General features: G+C 48.3%; 11 protein-coding genes. 2 read left to right on the top strand and 9 right to left on the bottom strand.

Annotated elements, in window-relative coordinates; translation table 11 throughout:
* Positions 1-11: 11 nt before the first annotated feature.
* Positions 12-2,831, bottom strand: a complete 2,820-nt coding sequence (gene uvrA / locus FHS56_RS01155) for an excinuclease ABC subunit UvrA (protein ID WP_166918053.1) — start codon at positions 2,829-2,831, stop codon at positions 12-14.
* Positions 2,832-3,198: 367 nt separating this feature from the next.
* Here uvrA and FHS56_RS01160 point away from each other — a divergent pair, with 367 nt between their 5' ends.
* Both FHS56_RS01160 and gcvP read left to right on the top strand, forming a co-directional pair.
* On the top strand, positions 3,199-3,870 hold the full coding sequence (locus FHS56_RS01160; protein ID WP_166918054.1) for a hypothetical protein: 672 nt from the start codon (positions 3,199-3,201) through the stop codon (positions 3,868-3,870).
* Positions 3,871-4,011: 141 nt separating this feature from the next.
* Complete coding sequence (gene gcvP, locus FHS56_RS01165; RefSeq protein ID WP_166918055.1) at positions 4,012-6,882, top strand: aminomethyl-transferring glycine dehydrogenase; 2,871 nt, start codon at positions 4,012-4,014, stop codon at positions 6,880-6,882.
* 104 nt (positions 6,883-6,986) lie between these two features.
* Here the strand turns inward: gcvP and FHS56_RS01170 are convergent, their stop codons facing one another.
* The 8 genes from FHS56_RS01170 to FHS56_RS01205 all read right to left on the bottom strand — a co-directional run bounded on the left by FHS56_RS01170 (position 6,987) and on the right by FHS56_RS01205 (position 15,240).
* Complete coding sequence (locus FHS56_RS01170; RefSeq protein WP_166918056.1) at positions 6,987-7,163, bottom strand: hypothetical protein; 177 nt, start codon at positions 7,161-7,163, stop codon at positions 6,987-6,989.
* Positions 7,164-7,241: 78 nt separating this feature from the next.
* Positions 7,242-8,444 carry a PP2C family protein-serine/threonine phosphatase gene (locus FHS56_RS01175; protein WP_166918057.1) on the bottom strand — a complete coding sequence of 401 codons (1,203 nt, stop codon included), beginning with the start codon at positions 8,442-8,444 and terminating at the stop codon, positions 7,242-7,244.
* 2 nt (positions 8,445-8,446) lie between these two features.
* Positions 8,447-9,781 carry an ABC transporter permease gene (locus FHS56_RS01180; RefSeq protein ID WP_166918058.1) on the bottom strand — a complete coding sequence of 445 codons (1,335 nt, stop codon included), beginning with the start codon at positions 9,779-9,781 and terminating at the stop codon, positions 8,447-8,449.
* Between the two features lie 9 nt (positions 9,782-9,790).
* On the bottom strand, positions 9,791-10,042 hold the full coding sequence (locus tag FHS56_RS01185; RefSeq protein WP_166918059.1) for a hypothetical protein: 252 nt from the start codon (positions 10,040-10,042) through the stop codon (positions 9,791-9,793).
* Positions 10,039-11,187, bottom strand: a complete 1,149-nt coding sequence (locus tag FHS56_RS01190; RefSeq protein ID WP_166918060.1) for a glycosyltransferase — start codon at positions 11,185-11,187, stop codon at positions 10,039-10,041. The genes FHS56_RS01185 and FHS56_RS01190 overlap by 4 nt, the downstream gene beginning before the upstream one ends.
* A 6-nt stretch (positions 11,188-11,193) precedes the next feature.
* A complete protein-coding gene (locus tag FHS56_RS01195; RefSeq protein ID WP_166918061.1) occupies positions 11,194-12,036 on the bottom strand; it encodes an alpha/beta hydrolase in 843 nt (280 codons plus the stop codon).
* A 396-nt stretch (positions 12,037-12,432) separates the two neighbouring features.
* A complete protein-coding gene (locus FHS56_RS01200; protein ID WP_166918062.1) occupies positions 12,433-13,278 on the bottom strand; it encodes a transketolase in 846 nt (281 codons plus the stop codon).
* A gap of 102 nt (positions 13,279-13,380) precedes the next feature.
* A complete protein-coding gene (locus FHS56_RS01205) occupies positions 13,381-15,240 on the bottom strand; it encodes a M1 family metallopeptidase (protein WP_166918063.1) in 1,860 nt (619 codons plus the stop codon).
* Between the last annotated feature and the right edge of the window lie 11 nt (positions 15,241-15,251).

A 15,251-nucleotide genomic window follows, 5' to 3' on the forward strand; every position in this document is an offset into this window, starting at 1 on the left:
GTGAGGACTACTCATTTTGCATTTGATAGATGATTTTTCAAAAAGGGAGCGGTGGGGCTTTCCTTTACTTGCAAAAGCCCTTCGGGAATGCCTTCGTAGAGCAGGTAGCCACCCGCTTCGCCTCCTTCGGGACCCAGCTCTATGAGCCAGTCTGCCGATTTGATGACTTCTACGTTGTGTTCTATAATCAAAACGCTGTTGCCTTGCTCAATGAGCGCCTGCAGTGCTTTGAGCAGCTTGTGTATGTCGTGTATGTGCAGTCCTGTGGTGGGTTCGTCAAAAATAAACAGCGTGTGCCCTTTATGGCTGCCGCCACCATCGAGGAAAGTAGCCAGCTTGAGGCGCTGTGCTTCACCGCCCGACAGGGTAGATGCCGACTGCCCCAAACGCACATACCCTAAGCCTACTTCATGAAGCAGCTGCAGCTTCTGTGCTATTTTCTTTTCTTCCTCAAAGAAACGCAGGGCTTCCTCCACGGTCATGTCGAGCACATCGGCGATGCTCTTGCCTTTATATTCTACTTCGAGCACCTCGGGCTTGAAGCGCTTCCCGCCACATACCTCACAGGTGATGTGTATATCTGCCATAAATTGCATTTCAATGCATATTTCGCCTTCGCCCTGACAGTTTTCGCAGCGCCCGCCCTCTATGTTGAAAGAAAAAGTGCCCGGTTTGTAGCCCCTTGCTTTTGCCAAAGGCTGTGAGGCATACAACTCACGGATGGCGTCGTACGCTTTGATGTAGGTTACGGGATTGGAACGCGAAGAGCGCCCCATAGGACGTTGGTCTATGAATTGTACGTCTTTGATTACGGCTACATCTCCTTCCAAGGCTTTGAACTTACCGCTTTCTTCCTCCACTTTTATGTCGAGGCGACGTGCCAAGGCAGGGTACAAAATGCGCTTGACCAAGGTCGATTTTCCCGAGCCGGAAACACCTGCAATGACCGTGAGCACACCCAAGGGGATGGTAACGTCGATTTTTTTGAGGTTGTGTTGGGCAGCTCCCGTAATGCGCAGCTTTTGGGTCCATGGGCGTCGTAGGGTGGGGGTAGGTATTTGCAGTTGTCCGTTGAGGTAGCGTAGGGTGTAAGAACGCGCTATGGCGGCTTCATCTGCTTCTTCTATTTTACCTTGAAAGACTATTTCGCCACCGCCACTGCCGGCTTCAGGTCCTATGTCAATGAGGTAATCGGCAGAGCGAATCACTTCTTCTTCATGCTCTACCACAATGACCGTATTGCCTATGTCGCGCAGTTTCTTGAGCACGCTCACCAGACGGTGAGTGTCTCGCGGGTGAAGCCCAATGCTTGGCTCGTCGAGTATATACATGGAGCCTACCAAAGCACTACCCAGTGAAGTAGTCAGGCGCATGCGCTGATACTCGCCCCCTGAAAGGGTATTGGCGGCACGGTTGAGGGTCAGGTAACCTAAGCCTACTTCCTGCATGTAGTGCAGACGGTTTTTGATTTCTATGAGCAGCCGTCGTGCCACTTGTTGTTCGTGTTCATTGAGCTGCAGCGAGCCGAAGAAAGCGGCTAATTTGTCTATGGGCATCAGCACTAGTTCTTGGATGGAAACTCCTTGTATTTTTACATAGCTTGCTTCCTTGCGGATGCGCGTGCCTCGGCAGTCGGGGCAAAGCGTGCGCCCGCGATAGCGCGACAAAAACACGCGGTATTGTATCTTGTGCGCTTGGGAAGCGATGTAGTCAAAGAAGGCGTAGATGCCTTGCAGCTCCTCCTTGCCATACCACAGCAGCTCTTTTTCTTGTGCAGAGAGGTCTTCATATGGTTTGTGAATGGGGAAACCGTAGCGGTGCGCCTGTTTGATAAAAGCTTGCTTCCATTCGTTCATGCGGGGCGTGCGCCAAGGAGCTACGGCATCGGAATAGACCGAAAGCGAGGGGTCGGGGATGACCAACTCTTCGGAAATGCCCAGTGTAGTGCCAAAGCCTTCGCAGGTAGGGCAGGCACCGTAAGGATTGTTGAAGCTGAACAAAGCCACGCTCGGTTCTTCGAAAGTCATGCCATCCAGTTCGAATTTGTCAGAAAAGTGGTGCATGTCATCGGGCAGGAGCAAGACATAACACTCATCGTGCCCTTCAAAAAAGGCAGTTTGTACCGAGTCGCTGAGCCTGTAATAGAGTGTTTCGTCGTCGCGATTGCGCAGTGCCAATCGGTCGATGAGCAAATACACCAGATGGCTTTTTTTGAACTTGATTTTCTTTGGGTCCTCCAGCAACTGGCTGATATCTTTGATTTCGTTTTCATAGAAAATGCGGGAGAAGCCCTTCTGAAGAATAATACGCAGTTCTTCTTCCCAGCTGCGCTCATTGGCTTTGTGGATGGGTGCCAGTATGCATAGCTTAGTGCCTTCTGCTTGGCTCAAAATAAAGTCCACCACATCTTGTACAGTATGACGTTTGACCTCACGCCCCGAAATAGGGGAGAAGGTGCGTCCGATGCGAGCAAAGAGCAGCTTGAGGTAATCGTAAATTTCGGTGACGGTACCCACCGTGGAGCGGCTGTTGCGGCTGCCGGTTTTTTGTTCTATAGCAATAGCTGGCGATAAGCCGTAAATGGCTTCCACTTGTGGTTTTTCCATACGTCCTAAAAATTGACGCACATAAGCGCTTAGACTTTCTACGTACATGCGTTGCCCTTCGGCAAAAAGCGTATCGAAAGCAAGCGACGATTTGCCCGAGCCCGACAAGCCACTGATGACGGTGAAGCTGTTGCGCGGAATGCGTACGTCAACGCTTTTGAGGTTATGTTCGGCAGCCCCTTTTACAATGATATCTTGTTGCAAATGTTTTTCTAAAACGTCCATACCTTTTTTCTAAGCAGTTCATGGTATTTAACTAAACAAAGATATCGAATGTTGAACGATAGGCATGCCATCGGCGCTTTTTTTGCTGCCTTTCAGGATGTATTCATGCAAAAATGAAGACAGAGCCCTTCATCAAAACTCTTACTCATTCATCGGTATTGGCAAGGAGCGCAAGGTAGTAGCCCCTACCATAGACAACTCCCGCTTTTTTGCGCGGGAAGGCATATATATGTCCGAGAACAGCATGAGGTGGTACATGCTGCGGCAGAAACAGAAATCATTACACGGTGCAGCAAACATTTTAATACAGTGCAGACAAATAACTTCATATACTTATCTTGCGTACTGTGTAAAAACTGCTTGTATTATGAAGAGAACGCTGATTTTATTGATTTTTGTGTTTGTTAGCCTTGCTTGTGCGCCTGCTTGGGCTCAAAGCGATTTTTTTGAAGGTCTCGTTCGCTATCGTCATTTTATTGAGGTGAAAGACAGCTTAGCCAATGAGTGGGAAGCGATGAACCTTTATGGTTCAGGCGCCGATTTCTACATAAACAAAAACGGGGCGTATCGCATAGAGCCTAAAGGCACCCCTGTGGAGTGGCAGATATATGACCCTGCAAAAGCTCGTATTTATTTTAAGTTCACTAAGCGCGACACCATCTATTGGCACTCTGCTACCATACCTACCGAAGAAGTCGTAGAAGTCTATCCGGTGAAAAAAGAGAAAGATTATCTGTTGGGTTATACTTGCCACTTATTGATGATGAAAGTAAAAACAAAGGGCAGCCATCCCGAAATTTTGGGCAAGATGTATTTCTTTGCACCGGAGTTGAAAGTTAATGCGGCTGCTTTTGCGCACCATAAAACCAACTCACAGGACCGCGTGATGTCTATCATGCAGGCGATTCCCCTGCGTGTGGTGGTGCTTCAGCGCCATTACCGGGTCATTATGGAAGCAGAAGAGGTGGAGGAGCGTAACTTAGCTGCCGATTTATTTCAAATTCCATCCGGTTTACCGCAAAAAGAACTCCATTTTTAGGTGCAATAAACACAGCTGCTTGGTCTTTAATATGGACAGGGCAAAAGGAAACAATCCATAGGAATGCACATCTTTTTTTTGAACAAAACTCCTTAACTTTGGGTCATATTTGCCAAAAAGCTTTTTTATAATCCAAAGAATATGAAACAAGACTGGTACCGCCCTGTCCCCTTTGTGGAGCGCCATATAGGCTCCGACGCGGCAGAGCAAAAGGAGATGCTTCGTACCATCGGAGTAGAATCCATCGAAGAGCTGATTGCCCAAACCATTCCCGCCTCGATACGTTTGCAACAGCCCATGGCATTGCCCGATGCTGTGGATGAGCGCCACTTCTTGGAAGAGTTCAAAGCACTGGCGCAAAAAAACAAGGTATATCGCTCCTACATCGGCATGGGGTATTATGGCACAGTAACCCCGTCGGTTATCCTGCGAAATATACTTGAAAATCCCGCTTGGTACACGGCTTATACGCCCTACCAAGCGGAAATTGCTCAAGGACGCCTCGAGGCTTTGCTGAATTTCCAAACCATGATTGCCGACCTCACCGGCATGGAGCTGGCAAACGCTTCGCTGCTCGATGAAGCTACTGCAGCAGCAGAAGCCATGAACATGCTTTATCAGACTCGCCCCAAAGAGCAAGAAGACTGCCACCGCTTTTTTGTGTCGAAATATTGTTTTCCGCAAACTATAGATGTGCTGCTTACCCGTGCTGAACCTTTAGGAATAGAGCTTGTGGTAGGGGATGAAAATAGCATCAATTGGGAACAAGAGTCCTTTTTTGGCGTGCTGGTGCAGTACCCGAACGTGGAAGGAGAGGTGATAGACTATACCGCTCTCTTTGAAAAAGCCCATGCCCGAGGCACTCGTTGCGTGGTAGCTGCCGACCTCTTGAGTTTGTGCCTGCTAAAGTCGCCTGCTGCCATGGGTGCTGAAGTAGCTGTGGGTTCCACTCAGCGTTTTGGGGTGCCTATGGGCTTTGGCGGACCTCATGCAGCTTATTTTGCCACGAAAGAGGAGTATAAGCGCCACATTCCGGGGCGCATCATTGGCGTTTCGAAAGATGCCGAGGGCAAACCTGCCCTGCGTATGGCATTGCAAACCCGTGAGCAGCACATTCGCCGCGAGCGCGCTACTTCCAACATCTGCACATCGCAGGTACTGCTGGCAGTCATGGCAAGCATGTATGCCGTTTATCATGGACCACAGGGCTTGCGTCGCATAGCAGAGCGTGTGCATGGTATGACGGCGCTTTTGGCAGATACCTTACAAAAAGCGGGCTTCAGCTTGCGCAACAAAACCTATTTCGACACGCTGACCATCGCTTGCAACAATCCCGATGCGGTACGTGCTGCCGCCGAGAAACGTCAAATCAACTTGTATTACGGAGAAGATTACGTCCGTTTGTCGATAGATGAAACCGTAAGACCACAAGACCTTGAAGACTTGCTGGCTGTGTTTGCTGAGGCAGGTGCAGCCTCGCTGGCTTTGTCTTTACCCGACACGCCCCCTTGTACTGTGCCCCCCGCTCTGCTGCGTTCGGTAGATTACCTTCAGCATCCGGTATTCAATACTCACCATACCGAGCATGAGATGCTGCGTTATATCCGCTCTCTTGAAGAAAAAGACCTCTCTTTAGTGCATTCCATGATTTCGCTGGGCAGTTGTACCATGAAGCTGAATGCCACTACCGAGATGCTGCCAGTTACTTGGGCAGAGTGGGCAAACATCCATCCTTTTGCGCCTTCTGCTCAGACCGAAGGCTACCGCCTCATGATAGAGCGCTTGTCGCAATGGCTGTGTACCATCACTGGCTTCGATGCTATTTCTATGCAGCCCAATTCTGGGGCTCAGGGCGAATATACTGGATTGATGGTCATCAGGGCTTATTTGAAGTCGAAAGGCGAGGGGCATCGTCATGTAGCGCTCATTCCGGCTTCTGCGCATGGTACCAACCCCGCCAGCGCCGTTATGGCGGGCATGAAGGTGGTTGTAGTGAAAACCGATGAGCGTGGTAACATAGATATAGAAGACCTGAAAGCAAAAGCGCAGCAGCATGCCAATGATTTGGCTTGTCTGATGATTACTTATCCTTCTACTCACGGGGTGTTCGAAGAATCGGTGCAGGAAATATGCGATATTATCCACCAATATGGCGGACAGGTGTATATGGACGGTGCCAACATGAACGCCCAAGTAGGTTTAACCAATCCTGCTATTATTGGGGCTGATGTGTGCCACTTGAACCTGCATAAAACCTTCTGTATTCCGCATGGTGGTGGTGGTCCCGGCATGGGACCCATTGCGGTGAAGAAGCACTTGGCACCTTTCTTGCCCAACCACGTGATGAGCGGTGAGAAGCATGCCCAAGGCATCCATGCCGTAGCTGCGGCGCCTTTTGGCAGTGCCAGCATTTTGCCTATCTCGTATGCCTACATTGCCATGATGGGAGCAGAAGGGCTTACCGAAGCTACCAAAGCTGCCATTCTACATGCCAATTACATTAAAGCGCGTTTGGAGAAGGCTTATCCTATCTTATATACAAATGAAAAAGGACGGGTAGCTCATGAAATGATTATCGATTGTCGTGCTTTCAAGAAAGTAGGCATAGAGGTAGAAGACATCGCCAAGCGCCTAATGGATTATGGCTTCCATGCACCTACGGTTTCCTTCCCTGTGCCCGGTACGCTCATGATAGAACCCACCGAAAGTGAAAGTAAAGCCGAGTTAGACCGTTTTTGTGATGCACTGTTGGCAATCAGGGAAGAAATTGCCGAAATAGAGCGTGGAGAGTATCCAAAAGACAACAACGTGCTGACGAATGCGCCGCATACGGCAGCTATGTTGACTGCGGCGGAGTGGAATTATCCTTACAGTCGTGAAAAGGCAGCTTATCCCTTGCCTTATTTATATCAGCGCAAGTTTTGGGTACCGGTGCGTCGTGTCGATAACGCTTATGGCGACCGCAATCTCGTATGCAGCTGTTTGCCGGTAAGTGCTTATGAAGCGGTGTAGGAATGAATGACCAATCGTAGCCAAGTGGTGATACAACAAAAGGGAGCTTTGGCGGCTCCCTTTTGTCTTTCGGTTACAATATTTTTTTGCTTGAAGTGCATTTTTTATTTTTTCACCAGAACGTAGGTCATATACAGCAATTTCTTTTCATCTATCTCTTCCACATTGATGCTGATATCCTTTAAGTGCCATCCTTCTTTGACAAGTGCGGTAATGTCAGAAATATCCACACTATTTTCAGAGAGCAAATTGACAATTTTCACTATCTCTTTCTTTTCCATATGAATAGTTTTTAGGATTCGCTGTTTTTTCTATTGATTGGTCAATATATGAAAAAAAGCGTATAAGAGGCAATTTTTTTAGAAAAAACGACAGCACAAAATGGTGCAGTCGTCGTGGGGTTGTACCTCTTGGCAAAAGGTGTTGAGGTCGTTCAGCAAGCTTTGTATAAACTCATGAACCGGCAAGTGATGGTTGCGTTGAATAAATTGCTCCAGTTTTTCTATTCCATATTGCTCCGATTGTGTGTTGTGTATCTCTACCAAGCCATCGGTATAAGCCAGCAGCAGCGCTTTTTCGACTTTTTCTATCGTAGATATTTCTAAAAAGGGCAAAGGGCAAAAACAGCCCAAGACGGTGCTGCCCCGCGACAGCTGCTGAATCGGGCGTCCGGCGCTGTACAAAAAAGGCGGATGATGTCCTGCATTGATGTAAGACATTTGTTTTTTGCCAAAGTGATAGTGCGCCAGAAAGACCGTGATGAAGTTTTCGCCTTGTGTGTTCTCATAAATCAACTCGTTGAGTTGGTGGATGATGTCGGGTAGATGATGTGTGTTTTTCACAATAGCACGGAGTGAAGCCTGAAAGTTTGCCATCATTAAGGCGGCACCTATGCCTTTACCGGATACGTCGGCAATACAGAGCAGCACTTCTTCTTGGCTGATACGTATGACATCATAAAAATCACCACCTACATTACGGTGGGGTTGGTAAAAAACGGCTAAATCAAATTTGTCTTGGTGGGCAATCTGTGCGGGCAACAGCATGCGTTGCACCCTTTGAGCCAACGCCAGCTCACGCTGCAGGGCTTCCTGTTCTATTTGTTTACGGACCAAACGCTTGTTTTCTATGGCTACCAGCACAATATTGCTCAGTGTCTGTACGAATTCCAAGTCTATTTCTTCCTCGCCATAGGTACTCAGAAAAACATGGGCAAGCGCTTTGCCCTGATGAATGACCGGCACTATCCAATCATATACCTTAAAAATAGAAGGCAGTTGTGTTTGAGAAAGGCGGATGGGATGCTGTATGGTCGATAGTATTTGCTGGCTTTGTTCATCTATGGTTGTGGGGAGCTGGCTGCGCTGACTCTGTGGTATTTTGCGCAGGCACTCCTGTGGGCTTTCCCACGCATAAAGGGCTGCCTTGGAAAAATGCAAGTAGCCTTGTAGTGTGAATTGATAAATACGGTACAGCTGTTCTTCGCTGAGGTTGGCATTGATAGCTTGAGTTACCTCCAGCAGTGCTTTGAGTGCAATATCCTGTTTGTCTTTCACTGCCATCTTTACCACTGATGTTGAGTATTGGACTTGGGGTCGATGGCATCGCGCATGGCATTACCTAAAAGGTTGAATGCCAATACTGTGATGAAAATACAAATGCTGGGCGCCCATAAAAGGTGTGAGCCCGTAGAACTTGCTGACAAGCCGATGACTTCATATCCTTCATTGACCATCATGCCCCATGAAGGGGTAGGGGGCTGCACACCTAAGCCAAGGAAACTCAAGCCTGCTTCTGTTAAAATAGCGTAGGCAAAGTTGGCACTGGCTTGCACCATAATTACTCCCAATACATTGGGTAGCATATGGCGCAGCAGTATGTGGCGGCGGGGGACGCCCGTTGCACGGGCAGCTTCTATGTAAGGGGCTTTTTTGAGTGCTATGATTTGCCCACGTACCACTCGTGCTACTTCCACCCAGTTGGTAAGTCCCACTGCTAAGAAGGTTACCCACAAGCTTTTGGATTGCAGCGCCAGGCTGATGGCTATCACCAACATTATACTAGGAATAGACCATACCACGGTCGTAAACCAAACAATAACACGGTCGAGGGAGCCACCTACAAAACCGGCAATGGAACCCAAGCTTACGCCTACCAAAAGAGCTATGAGTACGGCAAAGGCTCCTACAAAAAGCGATATACGGAAACCTATAATCAGGCGGCTGAGTACATCGCGCCCTTGGCGGTCGGTGCCCAGCAAAAAGAAGCGCTCTTCTACTTGTTTTTCTCTGAACTGCCTGATTACCTCTTGCAAACTTATTTGTTTAATCTCTTCGTGGGGGTCCAGATAATACGCTTTCTCACCACAAACAACGAAGTTCCCTTCGCTGCTTTTTTGACAGCCAGCATGCGCAGAAGAAGAAAGAAACTGTTCAAGCTTGGGACTATCACCGACAAAGAGTGCATGAGTGGCACTCAAAAGATGCATCTTTTCAAAACCTCGCGCACTACCGTTCGCTTTATGGTAGGGTTTATAATATACATACCAGCCGTCTATGTAGAAAGTGTCCACCGGTATGATAGCATAAGGCGACTCTTGCCCGAAAAGCATGCGTTTGAACCAGTTCTGCTCTTCTATTTCCACATGGCGGTGCCGTTTGATGAGTCGAACGCTGCTGCCCGGCGGCAGCAGTTTTATCTGTACGTTGCCATCGTTGGCATTGGGGGTGGAGTCAGGGGCTATGAGATAGCCCAGTAGAGCGATGAGCACAGACAGCACTATGATTATCAGACTGCTTACCGCTTTAAAGTCTTTGCGTAGCCGTGAGCAAAACTGCGAAAAGGGGCTTTGTGTTGGACTAACTGCCGATGGTATATTTTTCTGTGTTTTGGTTGTCATAGTAGGGTGTTACAGATTATGAGCTAAAAGCCCTTCTTTACTAGCAAGATAGCGATAGTTGCGGTATTCTTGTGAGAAATTGCTTACGTCTGTAATTATCTCTTCACGGGAGGCGTGATAACAGTGTACCCACCCTTTGTCTATCATTTTTTTGAGTGTATCCCTTATTTCCTCTTCCGAGTAGGCACTTTCACGCAGCAGTTCTTCAAAACTCACGAGAAAATACAATTCATCGAGCAGGTCAAATTCTATGCGTGTCATACTTTCATCCTTCTGTTTTTCCATTCATAGCTTGTTGTGCGACTGCCTACCCACACAAAGTAAGCTGCGTAGAAAGGGTATAAAAAGAATAGCAGCAATACGTCAAATAAGTTCACCGCATGGCGGTGTGGCTTGGACAGTGCATACAAAAATACAAATTCGAAAGAAAATTTAACACAGCCCTGCAGGGCAAAGTGGGTGCTGGCATAGTGCCCTGCCAACAATAAGCCTGCGGCTGTGAGCCATGTGAGGTACAGGATACCAACCCATGCGCCCAGCAGCTTGTGCATGCCTGTGCGGTGGTACTTCCATTTGCTTATCCATCGCTTGCGTTGTGCTATCCATGCTTTCCAAGTGCTTTGTGGGGGAGTATATACCACTGCTCCGGGATGGTTTAGAAAAGCAACGTGTGCGCCCGGTAGTCGAGCTATCTTTTGCAGCAGAAATTCATCGTCGCCGGTGGGAATATGCGCATTGCCTTCATAGCCACCTACTTGCCAAAAAGCTTTTTTATCGAAAGCCAGATTGGCACCATTGCACATGCCCGGAATGCCTCTGTGTAAAAGGGCTGCGCCTATCCCTACTAATGCAATCATCTCTAAATTCTGCAGGCGCTCTATGAGGGCTTGAGCAGGGGAGAGCCGCACCAATCCCCCTATGAATGCCGCACCGCTTTTCTTTTGGAATGAGCGCATGAGCTCCAGCCATTGTGGTGTCGGTTGACAGTCGGCATCGGTGCAGCAGATGAAATCGTAACGGCTCTGCTGGATGCCATAAGTGAGTGCTGCCTTTTTGCCATGCATATGAGGTGGCAGGGAAAATAGTTTGATGCTCAATTGTGGGTGTTGCTTAGCCCACCGCTCGGCTATCTGTTTGCTGTTGTCATCGGAGTGGTCGTCTACAAGGCATAGCTCCCAATAGGCAGCAGCAAGTGTTTGCTGTGCCATGCAATTCAGAAAAGCTTCTATGTTGTCAGCTTCGTTGCGCATGGCTACCACCACCGACAGACAGCCATTAGGATAAGAGGTCTTTGAGCGTTTGTTTATCTGCTGACAGTAGAGCGCGTTGCGTCTGTATTGAACCAATATCCACAGCAGCAGCAGGCAGTAGGGGAGCAGTATTGCCCAAAGAGCTGCTTCCATCATGTTTTTTTAGAGTTGAAGTTGGTCTATAAAACGGCTGATGATTCTTTGGTAGGTGGCTGCATGCTGTTCGAGCATTGCTGTTTCATCGCCCGGGAAAGTGTGTAACTTGTGGTGGGGTCCCAAAGCTTCTTTATATAGCTGCAGCCCATGCCATAGGGGCGTATGTGGATGCGCTTCACAAAGCAAGAAAAGTTTGGGGGTGGAGCTTTTGTTAAGATAAACGGCAGTGTTGAAGGGAATATTTCCTCTTCTGAACTTTTCATACAAACCAGTGGGCATGAAGGGGTGCAAGTCGTCGATGAGTTGTTTGAGTGAGTACACCGGATTGTCTAAGATGACAGCACCGGCAGTCATTCCTTGCGCGCTCAGATGCAAGGCGACCGCTGCGCCTATGCCTTCGCCATAGAGTACAATATGGGACGCCTGCGCATCGGTATTGTTCAGTAAAAAATAATAGGCTTGTTTTGCTGTCTCGTAAAAAGCTGCTTCGCTGGGCTCGCCTTCGCTTAGCCCGTAGCCGTTGTAATCGAATACCAATACGTTGAAAGACAGTCTTCGCCATATCGCAAGGCGCTGGTAGGTCTCGGGATGCATAAAAGAATGGCGGGCATCGCCAAAGTAAATAAGCCATCGCCGGCTGGGGGCGGGTGCCGGTACTATCCACCCATAGAGCTTTTCTTTTGGGTTCACAAGTTGCACTTCTTGATATGCTAAATCAGAAGGGGGAACTATGGGCTTTTCCTGCTTGCCCGAAAACAAGAGCGTATGAAGATTGTAGTGCATGTATAGCCCTATGAATATGGAGGCTAACAGGGTGAGCGATAGGGTAGAGAAAGCAAAACGAAACATGATAAAGTAGCTGTTTTGTACAAAGTTAACAAAGGGCTGGTGATTTTATTGCTAAAACTTCTGTTGCAAAATCAAGCATTTTGGTAAAAACATTTTACCTACCCATTGACTTTGGTTTGGTGCCTGCCGATTCTTGCCATGGCAGCCTTCTTGGCGCTAAAAAAGGCACAGAACTAAGCGAAAGGGTAAAACAAAAGCCGTAAGACAAAACAAAGATGTTAAGAAGAAGCGCCGGATGTGTTTGCTCTGCTGTGGGGAATTTACATGCTGCGCTACATTCGGGGCGATATAAATGGAAAACAGACGCTTGATGGTCGAATAAAAAGGAAGGAAGCAAAGCCACAAAAAAGCGGGATGCCCTGCAAAGCACCCCGCTTGATTTTTTCTATATGAATTTTAATAGTCGCCCAGCGTTTCTTCGAGTTGAGCCAAGGCGCGGGCTGCTTGCTCGTCGTTGGGGGCTACGCCATGCCAGTGGTGGTCGTTCATCATGAAATCCACACCGTAGCCCATGATGGTGCTCATGACAATCAGGATGGGTTTTCCTTTCCCGGTGAGCGTCTTGGCATGATAAAGGGTTTCTACTACCTCTTGCATGTCATTGCCGTTCATTTCAAGTACTTGCCAGCCGAAGGCTTCGTATTTGTTGCGCAAGTTGCCTACGTTCATTACTTCATGAACGGGACCGTCTATTTGTTTGTCGTTGTAGTCGATAATGCCGATGAGATTGTCTACTTTGTGGTGGGCAGCATACATGGCAGCTTCCCATATTTGCCCTTCCTGCTGCTCGCCATCGCCCATAAGAACAAAAACTGTATGCGGGTCATGGTTTAGCTTCTTGCCTTGGGCAGCCCCAATAGCCACCGAAAGCCCTTGCCCCAGTGAGCCGGAAGCCACTCGTATGCCCGGCAATCCTTCGTGGGTGGCGGGGTGTCCTTGCAGGCGTGAGTTTATTTTGCGGAAGGTAGCCAGCTCTTTGATGTCGAAATAGCCGCTACGCGCCAATACGCTGTACCATACCGGTGATATATGCCCATTGGAAAGGAAAAAGAGGTCTTCGTTTTTTCCTTCCATGTTGAAATTCGGATTGTGTTCCATCACTTCAAAATAAAGAGCGACCAGCAGTTCGGTACACCCCAGCGAGCCACCCGGATGCCCCGACTGTGCACCATGAACCATGCGGATGATGTCGCGCCGTACTTGTGTGGCGATGCGCTCGAGCGTTTTTATATCGTTTTTCATAATCAAAGGGTGCGTTAAAAAGAGGACTTGACTCTTGTTTGATGTTGCAAAAATAGAAAAAGCCCTTCGTATTGAAAGGCTTTTTCTGTTTTTATGAGGGGCTTATCTGCCGCGCGCATCCAAGCTGCTATCTGCTGGATATGCGTTGTTGCTGCGGTCTATGTCTGCCATATACTCTTCCGGGTCAATGACGATTTGACGGATGTTGTCGATAGGGAAGGGAATTTCAAAGGTATAGGTTGGGTAAACCCAGCCCCAATCGGCTTCTACATGATAATTTTGGGTATTGCCTTTTTTAGCGCCGCGCATGATTTGCAGCGGAATGTGGAAGATATGTTTTTCACCTGAAGCAAGTGTTACGTGCAGGTCAATGGGCATGGGCATTTCTTTCACCCTGCGCAAGGTGATTTCCGTTTTCGTGCCTTTACTCACGACCTTGTCTATGGCATAGTCTATGTGTTTGGTGCTGTAAATCCAGTATTCTTTGTACCAGTCGAGTTCCAAGCCGGAGGCTTTTTCCATAATGCGGATAAAGTCATTGGGGGTGGGGTGCTTGAATTTCCAAGTGTTGAAATAATCAAGCATGCCTTTACGGAAAGCTTCTTCGCCGATGATGTAAGACAGCTGTCGCAAAAAGATAGCGCCCATCGAGTAACTGGCTATTGAATAAGCCATGTTGGTGTTGTAGTGGTCGGCATGGGTGCTGAGCGGTTCCTGTAGCCCGTACTGCACCAAGCGGAAGTAGCTGTCATAGCTGCTTTTGAATGGATTAGGCGAGTGAATGCCCATGATTTTGTCGAACACATAATCTTCGGCAAAAGAGGTGAAGCCTTCGTCCATCCAAGGGTAGAGCGCTTCGTTGGTACCCAAAATGCCATAATACCAGTTATGAATGAACTCGTGCGTGGCTACGCCTACTAAGCGGTCGAGTGAGCCCCTGCCCACAATCAGCGTGAGCATAGGGTATTCCATGCCGCCGTCTCCTCCTTGCACAAAAGAGAATACAGGGTAAGGGTATTGCCCGAACTCGCGGTTCATGATTTGAAAGGCTTCTATCATATAGCCGGGGAGCTTGTCCCAGTTACCACTTTGGTTGGCATCGGCTTGAAAGAAAAAGTGTAGGGTAGGTCCACCGGGCACTTGTGCGGTAGTATGTTGGTAGTCGGGGTCGGCAGCCCATGCAAAATCATGCACGTTCTCGGCTTTGAAGTGCCAGTGTAGTTTGTTGCCCTTAGGACGTTTCAGCGCTTGGTTTTTATCTTCATAGCCGTGCCCTATCTCTTGCGGGTTTTGCAACACACCCGTGGCGGCTACTACGTAAGAAGAGTCGATGTGTATGGTTACGTCGAAGCTGCCCCATACGCCGTAAAACTCGCGTCCTATGTAGGGGTGTGCATGCCAGCCTTGTTCGTCGTATTCAGCCATTTTGGGATACCACTGTGTCATGGAGTAAGCGATGCCTTCGGCATTGTTGCGTCCACTGCGGCGAATTTGCACTGGCACTTGGCTTTCAAACTCCATTTCAAAGACAGCCTTTTTGCCGGGTTTGATGGGCTCGGCAAGTTGTACTTCCAACACGGTGCCCACAACTTCGTAGTTGAGAGGCTTTCCGTTCTGTTTCAAGCTCAATATTTTATGATAGCCGATTTCGTCTGCTTTGAGCTTGGCAATGCGGTCTCGTACGCGCGGGTCGGGGTCCATGATGGTACGCGAGCGCACGTCCATCATACTGCCCGGTTGAAAGGCATTAAAATAAAGGTGATAAAATACACGGTCGAGCTCATCGGGGGAGTTGTTGTAATAGATGAGTTTTTGTTTTCCCTTGAAGCGGTGCTTCTCCACATCGAAATCGATGTCCATGATGTACTCAGCGCGCTGCTGCCAATAGCCGGGTCGTTGAGCAAAGACATTGGGCAGGTACAGAATACCACTGAGTAGAAGTAAAAAGATATGCTTTTTCATAGATTTTTGTT

This window comes from Thermonema lapsum (assembly GCF_011761635.1).
GTDB classification, from domain to species: Bacteria; Bacteroidota; Bacteroidia; order Cytophagales; family Thermonemataceae; genus Thermonema; species Thermonema lapsum.